The organism is Gammaproteobacteria bacterium (assembly GCA_022450155.1).
GTDB lineage: Bacteria > Pseudomonadota > Gammaproteobacteria > Arenicellales > UBA868 > REDSEA-S09-B13.
The window spans coordinates 14,651-30,617 of the sequence record JAKUQR010000009.1 but is presented as its reverse complement, the minus strand read 5'-3'; the positions used below and the strand labels follow the sequence as shown (position 1 = coordinate 30,617).

Annotated in this window: 13 protein-coding genes; 5 read left to right on the top strand and 8 right to left on the bottom strand. The window is 54.6% G+C overall.

Annotated features, from left to right (window positions below; all coding sequences use genetic code 11):
* Positions 1 to 7: 7 nt before the first annotated feature.
* The 4 genes from MK323_06810 to MK323_06795 form a co-directional block, all read right to left on the bottom strand.
* Positions 8 to 1,060 carry a 2-oxoacid:ferredoxin oxidoreductase subunit beta gene (locus MK323_06810; GenBank protein ID MCH2481870.1) on the bottom strand — a complete coding sequence of 351 codons (1,053 nt, stop codon included), beginning with the start codon at positions 1,058 to 1,060 and terminating at the stop codon, positions 8 to 10.
* The gene (locus tag MK323_06805; GenBank protein MCH2481869.1) at positions 1,057 to 2,868 is read right to left on the bottom strand and encodes a 2-oxoacid:acceptor oxidoreductase subunit alpha; all 1,812 of its coding nucleotides are present in this window, start codon (positions 2,866 to 2,868) and stop codon (positions 1,057 to 1,059) included. Before MK323_06805 ends, MK323_06810 begins: the two co-directional genes overlap by 4 nt.
* Positions 2,847 to 4,646 carry an FAD-dependent oxidoreductase gene (locus tag MK323_06800; GenBank protein ID MCH2481868.1) on the bottom strand — a complete coding sequence of 600 codons (1,800 nt, stop codon included), beginning with the start codon at positions 4,644 to 4,646 and terminating at the stop codon, positions 2,847 to 2,849. The genes MK323_06805 and MK323_06800 overlap by 22 nt, the downstream gene beginning before the upstream one ends.
* 267 nt (positions 4,647 to 4,913) lie before the next feature.
* Positions 4,914 to 5,621: an SOS response-associated peptidase gene (locus MK323_06795; protein ID MCH2481867.1), complete on the bottom strand. Its 708-nt coding sequence runs from the start codon at positions 5,619 to 5,621 to the stop codon at positions 4,914 to 4,916.
* A gap of 81 nt (positions 5,622 to 5,702) precedes the next feature.
* Between MK323_06795 and MK323_06790 the strand changes: the two genes are divergently transcribed.
* The 5 genes from MK323_06790 (at position 5,703) to MK323_06770 (ending at position 12,427) form a co-directional block, all read left to right on the top strand.
* Positions 5,703 to 5,903 carry a hypothetical protein gene (locus tag MK323_06790; protein ID MCH2481866.1) on the top strand — a complete coding sequence of 67 codons (201 nt, stop codon included), beginning with the start codon at positions 5,703 to 5,705 and terminating at the stop codon, positions 5,901 to 5,903.
* The gene (locus MK323_06785; GenBank protein MCH2481865.1) at positions 5,857 to 6,114 is read left to right on the top strand and encodes a hypothetical protein; all 258 of its coding nucleotides are present in this window, start codon (positions 5,857 to 5,859) and stop codon (positions 6,112 to 6,114) included. Before MK323_06790 ends, MK323_06785 begins: the two co-directional genes overlap by 47 nt.
* Before the next feature lie 114 nt (positions 6,115 to 6,228).
* On the top strand, positions 6,229 to 7,476 hold the full coding sequence (locus tag MK323_06780; protein MCH2481864.1) for an HlyD family efflux transporter periplasmic adaptor subunit: 1,248 nt from the start codon (positions 6,229 to 6,231) through the stop codon (positions 7,474 to 7,476).
* Between the two features lies 1 nt (position 7,477).
* Complete coding sequence (locus MK323_06775; GenBank protein MCH2481863.1) at positions 7,478 to 10,603, top strand: efflux RND transporter permease subunit; 3,126 nt, start codon at positions 7,478 to 7,480, stop codon at positions 10,601 to 10,603.
* Positions 10,604 to 10,819: 216 nt separating this feature from the next.
* Positions 10,820 to 12,427, top strand: coding sequence for an ABC transporter substrate-binding protein (locus MK323_06770; GenBank protein MCH2481862.1), 1,608 nt, complete (start codon positions 10,820 to 10,822; stop codon positions 12,425 to 12,427).
* A gap of 137 nt (positions 12,428 to 12,564) precedes the next feature.
* Here MK323_06770 and MK323_06765 read toward each other — a convergent pair whose 3' ends face one another.
* From MK323_06765 to MK323_06750, 4 genes are read right to left on the bottom strand one after another with little or no spacing between them, the layout of a single operon-like run.
* Positions 12,565 to 13,275: an ABC transporter ATP-binding protein gene (locus tag MK323_06765; GenBank protein MCH2481861.1), complete on the bottom strand. Its 711-nt coding sequence runs from the start codon at positions 13,273 to 13,275 to the stop codon at positions 12,565 to 12,567.
* A 31-nt stretch (positions 13,276 to 13,306) separates the two neighbouring features.
* On the bottom strand, positions 13,307 to 14,035 hold the full coding sequence (locus MK323_06760; GenBank protein MCH2481860.1) for an ABC transporter ATP-binding protein: 729 nt from the start codon (positions 14,033 to 14,035) through the stop codon (positions 13,307 to 13,309).
* Complete coding sequence (locus tag MK323_06755) at positions 14,028 to 14,951, bottom strand: branched-chain amino acid ABC transporter permease (GenBank protein MCH2481859.1); 924 nt, start codon at positions 14,949 to 14,951, stop codon at positions 14,028 to 14,030. Before MK323_06755 ends, MK323_06760 begins: the two co-directional genes overlap by 8 nt.
* A 42-nt stretch (positions 14,952 to 14,993) precedes the next feature.
* Positions 14,994 to 15,845 (bottom strand): branched-chain amino acid ABC transporter permease, encoded by an 852-nt coding sequence (locus MK323_06750; GenBank protein ID MCH2481858.1) that lies wholly within the window; start codon positions 15,843 to 15,845, stop codon positions 14,994 to 14,996.
* Positions 15,846 to 15,967: the final 122 nt, after the last annotated feature.

Genomic DNA, 15,967 nt, shown 5'->3' with positions numbered 1-15,967 from the left:
GTCCAGCTTAACGCCAGGCCTTCTGCAGCGCCGCGAGTTTTGCCGCGCCCGGTATCAGCTTGCTGAGCTCCAACGTGCTGAGGGGGGTATTGGATGTGTTATTCATAGCGTGCAGATCTTGAGCTTCTTCGTTTATATATAAAAGACCCGTCACAATTTCCCCTTCATCTTGGTGATCACGAATGTAAGCTGTTGCTGCGCCGGCATCGAGCGGGTTGTAATCATTATCGACCTTGCGTAACACGATTCGGCTGCCGTCATGTAATGTTATCGTCGTCACGTCCTGCACCCGGTCGGTCTCTATCGGCTCACGACTGGGAATAAAATCCGCATAAACAGTTGTACGTTCTGACTCGCGGGTATAAGCATAACTTTTTGTCGAGCCTTCGTGATCGTTAAATGTTACACAGGGGGATAGCACATCCAGCAGTGCAAATCCTGGATGTCGGATCGCGGCTTTTAGCAAGGGTACCAGGTTCTGTTTATCACCTGAAAATCCACGGGCGACAAAAGTGCACCCGAAATTGATGGCTGTCAACACAGGGTCAATTGGCGGCTGCTGGTTGACAGCACCGCCTTTGCGGGCAGTACTACCGACGTCTGCCGATGCTGAAAACTGTCCTTTAGTGAGCCCGTAAACACCATTGTTCTCCAGTACATAAAGCATGTTCACGTTACGCCGAATAGCATGGCAGAATTGCCCGAGCCCGATAGACAAAGAATCACCATCTCCAGAAACACCGATGTAGTGCAGATCGCGGTTCGCGGCGTTTGCGCCGGTGACGATCGAGGGCATTCTGCCATGTACTGAATTAAAACCGTGCGCCGGCCGTAGAAAATAGGTCGGTGTTTTACTCGAACAACCAATACCGGAAACCTTGGCCACCCGGTGAGGTTCGATTTCAAGTTCAAAATAGGCTTGAATGATTGCAGCAGAGATCGAATCGTGGCCGCATCCAGCACATAAGGTCGACATAGCACCTTCGTAATCGACGATCGACAAGCCCAGTCCGTTCTGTGGCAGTCCCTTCGTAATTCTCGGTTTCTTGATAAAACTCACGCTGCTTTCCCCTGAGCGATTTTTTCCAGCAGCGGCTCATAGATTTCATTACTGGCCATGGGCATGCCCCCATAGCTGAGAATCGGAATCAGTTTATTCGCACTGACCCCGGCTTCTATCTGCAACAAGCTGCGCAGCTGTGCGTCGCGGTTCTGTTCGACGACAAAAATCTGACTGTAACTGGCTAAAAATTCGACAACGGTCTTGCTGAAAGGAAATGCTCGAATCCGCATGTAGCCTGTTTGAACACCTTCAGCGGCCAGCTTGCTCCGCGCTTCCCGAACCGCGCCGTCGCAACTGCCTAGCGTGACAATCGCACAACTGGTTTTGTTCGAAGTTTCGATCACCGGTTCCGGGACCAGTTCGGCAGCCGTATCAAACTTACGGCGCAACCGATCAACGACTTCCAGATACTCATCGGCCCTTTCCGTGTAGCCACCGAATTTGTTATGCCCTGAACCGCGAATCAGGTAGGCCCCGTTGGGGTGTTCTCCGGGCAGTGTCCGGTAACAGATACCATCCCCGTCGACATCGAGGTAGCGGGCAAAAGTATCCATCTCGCTTAAGTCCCTTGCGGTATACACCTTGCCTCGATCAGGCTGATAGCTGTCATCCCACGTCAACTCCGGACAGGGCCAGTCGTTCATGCCGATGTCCAGGTCCATCATGACGATTATTGGCGTTTGCAGCCGGTCTGCCAGATCAAAAGCGGACACCGCCATCCGGAAACATTCTTCCGGATCGGCAGGGAAAAGCAGAACATGCCGCGTGTCGCCGTGGGATGCAAAAGCGGCAGCGAGAATATCACTTTGTTGGGTTCTCGTCGGCATTCCCGTCGAGGGGCCTGCCCGTTGAACGTCGAATAGGACCAGCGGTATTTCCGTGTAATAAGCCAAACCCAGGAATTCCGACATTAGCGACACACCAGGTCCGCTCGTTGCCGTAAATGCGCGCGCGCCGTTCCAGGCAGCCCCCAGCGCCATACCAATCGCAGCCAGTTCGTCCTCAGCCTGGATAATGCAGAAATTCTGTTCGCCGGTTTCCGGATTCTGTCGCAGCTGTCTGCAAAAGTTACCGAACGCATCAAACAACGATGTCGAAGGCGTGATTGGGTACCAGCTGCCAACCGTAGCGCCAGCGTATACACACCCCAAAGCCGCCGCTGTGTTTCCATCAATCATGATGTGATTGGACATAGCATCCATTGGAACCAGCCGGCTCTCCAGCGGGCAGTTAAATTCTGTCTGTGCGTAGTCATAACCCAGCTCGAATGCCTGCATATTCGACTCGACTAGATCGGGTTTGTCGGTAAATGTTTCACCCAACAGCTGACGCACGACATCCCGATCTATTTCTATCAGCGCTGCAATAGCACCGACATAGGCGATGTTCTTCATCAAGATACGTGCACGAGCGCCGGTGAACGACTCGTTGCACATTTTCGACAGTGGTATTGGAAAAACAGTGATATCCGATCGATCTTGGAGCTCTGCCCTCGGCCAGCTGGCATCATAGATCAACACCCCATTGGTGACCACAGACGCCAGGTCTTCCGCATACGTCTGCGCGTTCATCGCAACCATGATGTCGACTTTGCCGGACCGAGCCAGATAACCCTCTCCTGTCACCCGGATCTCATACCAGGTGGGCAGGCCCTGGATGTTCGAAGGAAAATAGTTCTTACCGACAACTGGAATACCCATGCGAAAAATCGCTTTCATCAGCAGTGTGTTGGCACTGGATGAACCCGTACCATTCACCGTAGCGATTTTAACGACGAAATCGTTTATCCGGTCTTTCGATTGCATCCTGCAACCTCTTCATCGATCGCGTAAGGAATCAACAAGTCGGATTTATACATGTCCCAGGCACCGGTGGGGCAGCGTTCTGCACACAAGGCACAGTGAACACACAGATTTTCGTCCTTGACCATGACCCGGCTCGTCTGCGGCAGTGAATCCGATACATAAAACGGTGCGTCGGAGTTTGTGACCGGGGCGCTCAGGCGCTGAACCAGATCGGTTCTGTCGCCGTTGTCAGTGATGGTCAAACAACGGACTGGACAGACATCGATACAGGCATCACATTCGATACAAAGCTTAGCCGTAAACACTGTCTGGATGTCACAGTTCAGACAGCGCTCGACTTCTGTCACAAACTGTTCTGCTGAAAACCCAAGCTCCACTTCTATGTTGAGTTCATCAAATCGCTGCTTGAGTTCGACGTGCCGCATCCGGCGGCGATCCGAAGGGTCATAATCATTGCTGAAACTCCACTCGTGGATGCTCATTTTGGTGCTCAGCAGGTTCATGCCATGGGGCAAGCGCTTGTCCAGCGGTTCACTCCAGCAGTGCTTGTGAATCGATATCGCCGCCTGATGCCCGTGTTCAACAGCCCAGATGATGTTTTCCGGCCCAAAAGCTGAGTCACCCCCAAAAAATATGCCTTGGCGGGTCGATTCGAATGTCACTTTCTCGATCTTCGGTACATCCCACTCGTCAAACTCGATGCCGAGATCACGTTCGATCCAGGGGAAAGCATTTTCCTGGCCAATGGCAAGAATCACATCGTCACAGGCAAGAAATATCTCATCGATGACGGTTGACTGGAGATTGCCGTCTGCATCGACCTGATATTCAAGATGGTCAAATATCATTCCTTTCAGCTGACCCTCGTCGACAACAAATGATTTTGGTGAATGGTTGACGATAATTTCAACCCTTTCCTCTTCGGCGTCCTCCAGTTCCCACGCCGAAGCCTTGAAATAACCGCGCGGTTTGCGCGCCATCACCTTGACCGTCTTGCCCCCCAGTCTTAGTGCAGTGCGGCAACAGTCCATCGCTGTGTTTCCTACGCCGATGATGAGCACCCGCTCGCCGATACGGTCGGTGTGCTCAAAGGCGACCGACTCAAGCCAGTCAATACCGATGTGGATTCGATCGGTTTCCCGTCGACCGGGCAGATCAAGTTCTTTTCCCCGCGGCGCGCCGGTACCGACAAACACGGCATCAAAGTTTTCTCCCAGCAAATCGGCCATGCTGTCGATCCGGTGACCCAGCCGAAGATCCACGCCCAGTTCAACTATCATTGCGATTTCATCATCCAGTACCGGTCCCGGCAATCGGAATGCGGGGATATTGGTCCGCATCAGCCCACCGGCTTGATCGAACTGCTCAAACATCACGATCTCATAGCCGAGCGGCAACAAATCGTTGGCTACCGTTAACGATGCACAACCGGCACCAATACAGGCAATACGCTTTCCGTTCTTTTTTGCGGGTACAGCCGGTAAGTACGGTCTTATATCGTCGGCCAAATCTGCAGCGACCCGTTTCAACCTGCAGATGGCAACAGGCTCTTCTTCGACGCGACGACGGCGACACGCCGGCTCGCAGGGCCTGTCACAGACTCGGCCCAGAATCGCTGGAAAAACATTTGAACGGCGATTGAGAAGATAAGCATCCGTATAGCGCCCCTGCGCAATCATTCGGATGTATTCGGGGACATCCGTATGGGCAGGACAACCCCACTGGCAGTCGACCACTTTGTGGTAGTACCGAGGGTCAGACGTATCTGTCGGCTTCAAAGCGTTTTACTGAAGATTGTCGGTATATCGTGTTCAGTGGTTGAGCGAACAGCAACCACAGGACCACCAGCCTAAAACACCGCTACGCCGTGCCGAGCCCGTCGCTAATGCTCGACTGAGGAATTTTTGAGCTAAACGCACCTAATTAGGTCCAGGCCACTACAGACGGTGGGATTCTATATATAAGTGAAGATTATACATACCAAAAGGTTTACATGATATTAAAGACTTGTTATTTACGCCACCTGATGGACAGTCTATGGAGAATCAGTTGGCACCAGTCGCTGACTCAGCCAACCGGATGGCGCACTTGGCTGAATTGTTGGCCGGGCTGTTTACGAAAGTGCTGACTGGATAGACCGACAGGTCAACGTCACCGTTCAACAGCAGTTCTTGCACCTGTTCGGTCTTCGAGACTGACGGATCCAACCACTGTGTCTGGGCCGCGCGCGGGAGTATGACCGGCATCCGGTGATGAATGGTGGCCGCCTCACCACTGGCCGGCGTTGTGATTACGCAGAATGTCTGGATACCCTCGGACGCAGCATGCGCATTATCTGACCACAGACCGGCCATGACGAAAGGCGATCCGTCTGTTCTGCCCAGATGGTAAGGCTGTTTCCGGCCATTGGCGAGCTTTTTCCATTCGTAGTAACCATCACACAGAACCAGACATCGTTGGTGTCTGAATGCATCTCGAAACATCGGTTTCTGGTGGATGGTCTCGGCGCGGGCATTAATGGGACGTATTTTCCCGGGTTCCTTCATCCAGCCCGGCACCAATCCCCAGGTGAGCAAGTCAACCCTGTGTGCACCAGTCTGGTGTCGTACCACCAGTGCAGCCTGGGAGGGAGCGATGTTGTAGCTTGGTGGCAACGGGTCAATACCCTCGGCCACCAGGCCCGCCACGATCTTTGAAAACTCTGACAGCGCACTGTGGCGCTCGAACCGTCCACACATTTTCGCCTCACCCACCTCTCTCGCCCGCTAAAGCACGATAAACTCATCTACTGTACCGCGAGCATGCTGTGCCGCTGTTGGTACCTTCCAGACTCGATGAGCAGTTACGAAAATTATACCCAGGCCAGTGCCGTCTACGACCATACCCGCGTGCCGGTGGGTCTGAATATAATCACGGCCGCTCTATCTTCCGGGTCCACAAAACCGGAATTACAGATTCTACTGGATGCCGATTGCGGTACCGCACTTTATGCGTCAGCGCTGGTCGACCGGGTCCACCGCGTGGAAGCCAGGTGAAAGTTACTTTGATGCTGAAGCCGTACTGGATTACGCATGGCGAAAAGGCGATTCGATCTGGGCCCTGGCCAGCGATCACGAACTCCAAACCGCCCTGACTCAGGTCGCCGAACTGTCCGCTAGGGGTCAGCTGCAGTCCTTCATGCAGCGATACGATGCTGACCGACCGGCGCTGGGTCAAGCCAGTTTTTCAGTCGCAACCAAGAATTAATACCGTCCGGGCAGTCCTGAATAATCAGATCACCGCAGCGGTCGCTTTTGAGTCACCTCGCCCTTACAATGCTGAATCGGCAATGTTATGCCGCGGTCGTCAGTTGTCTTCTTGATGAAAACAATCCCTAGAATTCTTCTGCCAATTATTGTCGTGGCATTGGGTGTCGCGGGGTTTGCGCTGCTCAAATCGAGCGCGCCGGTTGATCAACCGCTCGAACCCAGTGCGCGGGTTTGGTCAGTCGCTGCTGTCATTGTCGAATACAAAGGCTTGTCGCCTACGCTTCGTCTCTACGGTCGGGTCGAATCCCCCCGGGAAACTCGACTGCGCTCAGCGGTGCCCGCAGACGTCAAGGAACTGACTGCTCTGTCGGGACAAGTGGTGAAAAAAGGAGCACTATTGCTGCGTCTGGACGACCATGACCTCCAGCTATTGCTGCGCCAGCGAAATGCCGAAGTCGCAGACATCAAGGCACAGATCGAAAGTGAAAAAAACCGGCATGGATCAGACATCACAGCACTGAAACATGAGCGTGCGCTTTACAACCTTGCGGAGCGTACCCTGAAAAGAGCCGAACGCCTTGCTCAGACCCAGGCTGGCACTCAAGCCAGGGTTGATGAGGCGCAGCGCGCCTTACGCCTCCAGGCTCTCGCCCTGGCCAATCGTCAGCGAGCCGTCAGCGACCACACCCCTCGACTGGCCCAGCTCGATGCACGGCTGAACAGGAGCAAAGCCGTGCGAGATCAAGTTCGTCGAGACCTGCAGCGTTCCGAGCTGACCGCGCCGTTTGATGGGCGCATTACTGCGGTACACGTCTCCCCCGGAGACCGTGTACGTCCCGGTGATCGCCTGATCGATTTATTTGACACGAATTTCGTTGAACTGCGCACCCAGATTCCTAATCGGTTCCTGCCCACCCTTCGACAGGCCCTAAACCACGGCAGTACCGTCACTGCGACAACAGAACTTGACGGCAACCCGATCGCACTTGAACTTGACCGGTTGGCCGGCAAAATCGAGAGGGGTCAGGGGGGAGTGGACGCCTTTTTCAACATCATTGGTGAAAAACACCTGATTGAACTTGGTCGTACGGTATCGGTATTCGTCGACCTTCCAGAAGAAGCCAATGTCTTTGCCCTACCGGCGACGGCCGTCTACGGTGCCAATAACGTTTACCGCATTCAGGACAACCGGCTGTCGATGGTTCACGTTGAGCGGGTCGGTGATTATCGTAATGGACAGTGGGGCAGCTGGGTCCTTTTCCGCAGCGAAGACCTCTCCGATGGCGACAAGGTATTGGCCAATCAGTTACCGAACGCTGTCGAGGGTCTGAAAGTCGACATCCTGACCCTGACTGACTGACATGTCGTTGGAACCGAGAAATAACCTGCTCGGTCTGCTGGCGGGTCATCCGGTTGCTGCCAACCTGATGATGACGATGATGATCATCGCTGGTATCTGGGGGCTTTCAAAACTAAACGTCCAGTTCTTTCCTAATTTTGATATCGACTTTGTTTCCGTCAAAGTCGTCTGGGTCGGCGCGAGCGCAGAAGATATCGAGAAACTCATTACCGAACCGCTTGAACAGCAGCTGCGAGGGGTTGATCGCGCCAAGGAACTGCGGTCTCGATCTGTAGACGGACTGTCACTGGTTACCCTTGAATTCAAAGAAGGCACTGACATGGGTTTTGCCGTCGACCAGGTCAAAGAGCAGGTTGACCTGGTACGCAATCTGCCAGCGACTGCTGAAACACCGGAAATCGGTCGCATTATCAATTACGAACCCATTGCGAGCGTGCTCATCGCAGGACCCGACGATCCGCGCGGTCTACGCAGCATCGTCCGCCGTTTTGAACGCGAACTGCTTGAACGGGGCATCTCGAATATCCGGATTTTCGGCTTACCAGAAGAGGAAATCGCAATCCAGATACCCTCAGAAACGCTGCGCGAATTAGGGATATCGCTGGAGGATATTGGCAGACGCATCGGTGCGGCGTCACGAGATCTGCCGGTGGGCGTAATCGGCCGTGGTGAGTCAGCTAGGCAGCTTCGCTTCAAGGATCAACGTCGGGGTGAACTCGCCTTTGCAGACCTCCCTGTTATCGCAGCTGAGGACGGTCGTCTGCTGACGCTGGGCGACATCGCTGATATCCAGCGGCGACCACAGAACGCCCAGACAACGGTCACCTATCGTGGCCGGCCAGCCGTAGAAATGAGGCTGTCGCGTTCCAAGGATGCAGACAGTTTGAAATCAGCTCGAATCATGCGTGAATGGGTCGAGCAAACCCGGCCCTTGCTGCCGACCGGGTTTGAACTCAATGTCTACGATGAACGCTGGAGCTACATTAAGGACCGGATCAATCTGCTGCTCAAGAACGGCGCCACCGGTCTGGTCCTGGTCATACTGATACTTTACCTATTCCTGAACGTGCCGGCAGCCAGTTGGATCACAGTCGGAATTCCAACCTCTTTCATGGCAGCGCTGGGTGCGCTTTATGTTTACGGTGGGTCGATCAACATGATCAGTCTGTTTGGCCTGATCATGACGCTCGGCATCATTGTAGATGATGCTATTGTTGTCGGGGAAGATGCTGTGACGCATTTTGAACGCGGCGACAGCCCTTTAACATCGGTACAAAAAGGTGCTCAAAGAATGCTGGCACCGGTACTCGCATCGTCGCTGACAACGATTGCTGCATTTATGCCGCTACTTCTGGTAGGTGGCATTATCGGCATCATCCTGCGAACGCTGCCGGTGGTGGTGATCTGCGTTATCTTGGCCTCCTTAATTGAAGCGTTCCTTGTTTTACCCGGTCATCTTCGGGGCACTTTTGCTCGCGTCGGGAGCTATCGTCCGCGCCGGCTGAGAAAAAAACTCAACGACGGATTTGTCCGTTTCAGAGAAACCCGTTTTCGCCCCACGATCGTCGCGGGCGTTCGCTATCGCTGGTTGACGGTAGCGCTGGCAGCTGCGATTTTCATCGTCAGTATCGGCTGGATCGCCGGTGGCCGTATCGCGTTCAATTTTTTCCCGGTTGCCGAGGGGCCGATCTTTTTTGCCAACGTTGATTTCGTCGCGGGCACGCCAAAGAAACATGTCGCCGACCATCTTGACAAGGTAGAACAAGCCTTGTGGGACACGAATGATCATTTCGGAGGTGGCCTGGTGGTAACGGCGATTTCACGACTGGGTCTGGGCGAAAGCGGGGATTGGGAACGGCGCAGAAGCGAAAATATCGGTTCTGTACTGGTTGAGCTGGTTAAACCGGATGCCCGCGCAGTCCGCAATAGAACCTTCATCGAAGAATGGCGAGCCCGAATCCCTGACGCTCCCGGACTTGAAAACCTGTCAATCAAGGAACCGACTGCCGGTCCACCGGGACAGGACATAGAGGTTCAGATCACGGGGCCGAGCCTGGTAGCGGTCAAATCAGCAGCGTTAGCACTGAAGAATGTATTGATTGATATCCCGGGTGTGTCGGGTGTTGAAGACGATATGCCGTATGGCCGCGAACAGATCATACTCCGGCTGACCCCGACTGGCGAAGCACTGGGCCTGTCGGTCGAAAATCTGGGCCGGCAGCTTCGGGCTGGTTACGAAGGCTACCTGGTACAGGTCATGGCTGATAACAACGATGAAGTCGAGGTTCGTGTGGTCTTGCCTGACGATGAAAGAAATCGGCTAGACAGCCTCAACGAATTTGAGGTCATGCTGCCTGGTGGCGGAACAGTCCCATTTGCCAACATTGTTACGCTTCAGACCAGACGTGGCTTTGATTCTATCCGGCATGTCGAAGGCAACCTCGCCATAACCGTGACCGGTGACGTCGATGATGCGGTCAACAACGATAACCGGATCATCGCCAACCTAAAGCAGAACACTCTACCCGGACTCGAACAACGCCACAGCGTCAGGTTTTCGTTTGAAGGTCGGCAAGCGGACCAGCGGGAAACGCTGAGCGACATGAAGCGCGGCGCAATTCTAGCGTTGGTCCTGATCTATCTCGTTCTGGCGTGGGTCTTCGGATCCTATGGCTGGCCGCTGCTGGTCATGGCGATTATTCCGTTTGGCCTGGTGGGTGCGATCTGGGGCCATACACTGATGAATATCGATCTGACCATTCTTTCGATGTTCGGGTTTTTCGGCCTGGCCGGTATAGTGGTCAACAACTCAATCATCTTGGTGGTATTTTACAAACAGATTCGAGCTGACGGTCTTGATCCCGAACAGGCGGTGGTCGAAGCCGCCTGCCAGCGCCTGCGGGCGGTGTTATTGACTTCGCTGACGACCATCGCTGGGTTGACCCCGCTGCTGTTTGAGACTTCGCTTCAGGCTCAGTTCCTGATCCCGATGGCGACCTCCATTGCCTTTGGTCTGGCTTTCGCAACGCTGCTGGTTTTATTCCTGGTGCCAGCTCTGCTCATGATCTACGAGCACTCATTCTTTGCACGGCGCTCGGCCTCATTAGCGGCCAATTCATCGTCTTAGGGTCAGCAGCACTCTTTCTCAACAAATGGCTATTGCCGTTGATCGCAATGAGCCAATAACTTATGCTTTCCCCTCGGTTTATGTCGGAATTTGACGAGACTGAATGAAAGGGTGAAGATGCGCCCCTGTATATACAGTGGCGTAGTCTAAGTAATTCTTGAGCACAGCCTAACGGCACGCTCACAGAAATTGATTCTTCTAGGAGGAAGGAACTTTATGAAAGATATTAACCATCTTAAGGAACGGCTTTCGCAAGGCCGAATCACACGACGGGATTTCATTCGCAGCGCGATCGCACTGGGCGTTGCTCTGCCGACCGCCACATCGCTGTCGAGCGCCGTATTGGCGGCAACGCCCAATAAAGGCGGTATGCTTCGACAGGCATTGACCGGTGGCGCGTCCAGCGACAGCTTGGACCCGGCAACATATTTGGACTCCTACATGATCAATGTCGGCATGGGGCAGCTGCGCAACAACCTCACCGAAATCGATGAGAACAACCAGCTTGTTCCTGAGCTCGCAGAGTCATGGGACTCTTCGGATGGCCAAACCTGGGCCTTCAAACTGCGTCAAGGTGTCGAGTTTCATAATGGCCGATCACTCAAAGCCAGCGACGTAGTCGCATCGATCCAGCATCACCTGGGAGAGAAGACCAAATCAGCGGCCAAAGGCATTGTCTCGCAGATCACCGATATTACGGCAGACGGCGACCATCAGGTTACGATGGTGCTGGAAGGCCCCAACGCAGACTTTCCGTATCTGATGTCGGATTATCACCTCGGAATCTGTCCTGCCAACGACGACGGGACCATAGATACGCAGTCCGGCCTTGGAACCGGCGGCTACAAACTGGAGTCATTCGATCCCGGTGTGCGTACGCTGACTGTTCGCAATCCCAACTATTGGAAAGCCGGGCGGGCCCACTTCGATTCGGTTGAGACGCTGTTCATCTCTGATACCGGCGCACGAGAAAACGGGCTGATGTCCGATGAGCTCGACGTAATCACGTCCCCCGCGGCGGCGACTGCAGGTCGCCTGGCGAAACGACCGGGGATCGAGGTGTTCTACACCAACGGCAATCAGCACTGCACTCTGCCCATGCTCAACAATGTGTCGCCCTTCAACGACAACAACGTAGTCATGGCGCTCAAGCACGCGATTAATCGCCAGGAATGGCTGGAAAAGATCTGGTTTGGCTATGCTTCACTGGGTAACGACATCCCTATTGGGCCGGCCAATCGTTACCGGGCGACCAATGAGGAGATCCCCCAGCGGGAATATGATCTCGACAAGGCCAAGTACTACATGAAAGAGGCCGGGCGATCCTCGCTTGATCTGAAAATCTCGGTAGCGGACACGGCCTTTCAGAACTCGGATGACGCCTGCGTGTTGTTCCAGGAAACAGCCCGTCCGGCGGGTATCAACATCGAGGTGGTACGCAAACCTGAAGACGGTTACTGGTCTAATGTCTGGTTGGTCGATCCCTGGGTCGCGTCGTACTGGGGCGGCCGCCCGACAGAAGACTGGATGTTCAGCCAGGTGTACTCTAAAAATGCAATCGACACAGGCTGGTCTGAAACCTTCTTCAATAATCCACGTTTTGAGGAGTTACTGCCGCAGGCAAGAGCAGAGCTTGATGATGCCAAGCGCCGCGAAATGTATGTCGAGATGCAGCGCGTTGTGCACGACAACTGCAGCGTCATTATTCCGATATTCTCTGCCTATGGCCATGCCAGTTCCGACAAGGTCAAGCGTCCTGAAAATATCGCGTCAAACTGGGAGTTCGATGGCAACAAGAATGCCGAGCGCTGGTGGTTCGGTTAATCAGTTAATAACCCAAAGTTCATGGCGGCTGCTTCGGCAGCCGCTTTTTTTGGTGCCGGTCAGAACCCGTGACCGAAAGGTTTTCGCGGAATAAGAATCGGTTATCCGCCTGGCTGGCAGTAACAGATCTCAAAGATTCAAATCCCGAAGTAAGTCTCTTTGATGTACTGCTCGTTGCGCAGTTCGTCCGCGGTACCGGTCATTCGAACCCGGCCAGTTTCTAACAGATGAATCTCCTCGGCCAGGCTCATCGCGAAATTGACGTTCTGTTCCGTGATCACGATGGTCAACCCTGCTTGTTGGTTGAGGTTTTGCAACACTGTGGCGATGTCTTTGCAGACACGGGGTGCCAGGCCAATAGTGGGCTCGTCTACCAGCAACAATTTGGGGTTGGCCATCAGGGCCCTCCCTAAAGACAGCATCTGCTGCTCACCGCCACTCTGTGTTGCCGCCTCCTGGTTCTGGCGTTCCTCTAGTCTAGGAAACAGTTCAAACACCCGCTGCAGGTTGGCTTTCAGCTGGTCTCGGGCGACATATGCGCCCGTGAGCAGATTTTCGCGGACGTTCATGAATGGGAACAGGTTCCGACGTTCGGGCGCATAGCCGATACCCAGCTTGACGATCTGAGCAGTCGATAACCTGCCAAGATCAGCATTATCGAACCATATTGAGCCCTTGTGGTCAGTCAGGCCGAGTATGGTATCGAGCAGAGTGGATTTGCCCGCGCCATTGGGGCCAATGATACCCACGATCTGGCCCTCGTTTACGCTGAGAGAGACGCCGCTGATGGAACGGGCCTTGCCGTAGAACACCTCCAGATCACTAATTTCCAGTAATGCCATGCTAATACTGTGGAGTGCGCTTATCCTGGACCAGGTATCACTGTCCCAGATAAGCCTCCTGAACTGTTTTATTATTAACCACCTCGTTAAAGGTACCTTCAGTGATGATCTCGCCAAAAGATATAGCGATTACCCGATCCACCAGCGGTGCCATTGATCTCAGATCGTGACTGACCATCACATAGGTCAAGCCATGCTTCTTTCGCTCGACCAGCAGTTCTGAGATCTGGTCGATTTCGCCAAGCGTCAGGCCCGCGAACACTTCGTCCAGCAGCAGCAACGACGGCTGGACAGCCAGCGTACGGGCCAGTTCCAGCCTTCTGAGATCCCCCATCGCGAGTTCGCTGGGTCGCTGTGCTATCTGGTGATTGTTAAATCCCACACTTCTGCCGATTTCTGTCTCCAGTGCCTCTTCTGCTTCCTCAGTCACCATCTTCCAGAGGTTGTCGGGCAGCATACCGACCCGGATGTTTTCGCCTACCGTCATCTCCGCGAACGGCCGCGGCACCTGGTACGTCCGGGCAATGCCGAGCTTCACACGCTCGTGAGTGGGGTAACGCGAGATCGCTTCCCCTTTGAAAAAGATCTCACCGGAATCCGGTCGGAGCTCGTTCATGATCAGGTTGAACACGGTCGTCTTGCCGGCACCGTTGGGTCCGATCAGGCCGACAGTCTCGCCTTCGCCGACGTGAAAACTCAGCCCGTTCACCGCGCGCAGGCCACCGAAGGTCCTGGTCAGGTCCCGAACCTCGAGCAGATCAGTCACTTTGAGGATCCGGGCGTGGTCTGAAAAATCGTTCTCGCAACCTTTCGAAGAGACTGTATAACCCTTTGGGCACGTAATAGTACAAGACCAGGGCGATCACGCCGTAGATCAGGTAGCGACCTGCGCCGGGAATATAGGGGCGCAGCAATTCGAGTAAAAACGTCAGGAAATACGCGCCGATGATCGGACCGATGATCGTCCCGGCCCCACCCAGCAGGGCAGCCACCAGGATCGTGAACAGGAAATTGATCTCAAAAATGCCACGCGGTGCGATCGAGCCGAGGTAGTGGGTATACAGCGCCCCGGCAATGCCAGCCACCATCGCGCTGACCATGAAGGCAAACAGTTTCAGGCGCGTGGTATTCAATCCTGAGCTCCTGACCGCATCCTCGTCCATCCTGATCGCGCTCAGCGCAATCCCCAGCCGGGTCCTGATCAACAACCACAAGCCCACACCGATGGCGAACATGACCAGAAACGACAGGTAGTAGTTGGGCACGGCGCCTGAGACCAGCGTCGGCAGGCCGGACAAACCCCGGGTTCCCCCGGTCAGCTTGGGCTGAACTACCTGCATGGAGTGATACATCAACTCCATGAACGCGAGTGTCACCAGCGCGAAGTAAGTCCCCCGGATCCTCAAGGCCGGCAGAAAGAATAGGGTACCCCCGATCATGGTCGTCACCACTGCCGTCGGAATCGTGATATAGAGCGGCCAGTTCAGGTGGTAGGTCAACATCGCCGTGGTGTAGCCGGCGATGCCAATCAGAAAAGGATGGCCGAAGCTGATATAGCCCGTCCGGCCCGACAGAATGTCCCAGCTCATGGCAAACATGGCGAGGAAATTCGCAAATATGAAAATGCGCAGGGTCCCCGGGGAGATGAACAGCGGCAATAAGCTCATCCCCAGCGCGAACAACAACCACCACCGAAGCTGGCCTAGAAGCCACATGCCGGGCGATCAGAGCTCTGCTTTGCCGAATAGGCCTTTAGGCGCAACCGCCAGGACCACGATGATCAGCAACATGGTGAATACACCCCGCAGTTCTGCCGCAATCAGCGTGGTGGTGATCGTCTCCATGAAGCCGATGATATGGGCGGCAATCAGACTGCCAACAATGCTCCCTATACCCCCGACAATGACGACAGCCACCGCAGTGATCAGAGGAAACACCCACATACCGGGATCCAGCTGCGTATAGGTCGCGAAGAACACGCCGGCGATCGCACCCAACGCGCCCGACAGTCCCCAGGTGATCAGGTTGATCCGCTGGGGATCAATTCCAGAAATCAAGGCACCCTTGGGGTCCATGGACACCGCCCGGATTGCCCGGCCAATATGTGTTTTATGGACGAAGACCATCAGTCCGCCGAGCACCACCCAGCTGACGACTGTCGCCAGCAGGATGTTCTTCTGCACCGCAACATCGTAGACATAGATCACACCAGGCACCAACGGCCACATGCTTCTGGGTGCTGGAGAGAAGACCACGATAATGGCGGCCTGCATTACCACGGCCAGGATCAGCGTTGAAATCTCTACTGCAATGGCGTCGCCTTGCAGGCGCTTGACCAGCAGCTGGTAGGTGAGCACACCGAAAATCACGCCTGCGAGCGCCGCAAAAAGGAAACTCGGCACCTTGGGCAGCGAATACATCTGGACAGCGACAAAATACACGTAGCCGCCAAGCATGATGTACACCCCATAGGCGAGGTTCAGCACCCGGCCCACGCTGAATATCATTGTGAAGCCGACCGCGATCAGTGCATAAAGACCGCTCAGCAGAAAGCCCTGGATAATGATCTGGCCCATTGTCTTGAACACTCCCGGCCACCGGCCCGACGTGACAACCAGAGGTCAACCGTCAGTTCCCTTGTGCCCAAAAAAGCAGGGGCCCGCGAAGGCCCCTGCCGTTATCATCTCAGCATTCTGCT

What these genes read in the sequence shown, in the direction of transcription:
- MK323_06785 (MCH2481865.1), top strand. Translation starts at nt 5,857, where the DNA reads ATGCGTCAGCGCTGGTCGACCGGGTCCACCGCGTGGAAGCCAGGTGAA.
- MK323_06775 (MCH2481863.1), top strand. Translation starts at nt 7,478, where the DNA reads ATGTCGTTGGAACCGAGAAATAACCTGCTCGGTCTGCTGGCGGGTCAT.
- MK323_06770 (MCH2481862.1), top strand. Translation starts at nt 10,820, where the DNA reads ATGAAAGATATTAACCATCTTAAGGAACGGCTTTCGCAAGGCCGAATC.
- MK323_06750 (MCH2481858.1), bottom strand. Translation starts at nt 15,845, where the DNA reads ATGGGCCAGATCATTATCCAGGGCTTTCTGCTGAGCGGTCTTTATGCA.
- MK323_06805 (MCH2481869.1), bottom strand. Translation starts at nt 2,868, where the DNA reads ATGCAATCGAAAGACCGGATAAACGATTTCGTCGTTAAAATCGCTACG.
- MK323_06780 (MCH2481864.1), top strand. Translation starts at nt 6,229, where the DNA reads ATGAAAACAATCCCTAGAATTCTTCTGCCAATTATTGTCGTGGCATTG.
- MK323_06790 (MCH2481866.1), top strand. Translation starts at nt 5,703, where the DNA reads ATGAGCAGTTACGAAAATTATACCCAGGCCAGTGCCGTCTACGACCAT.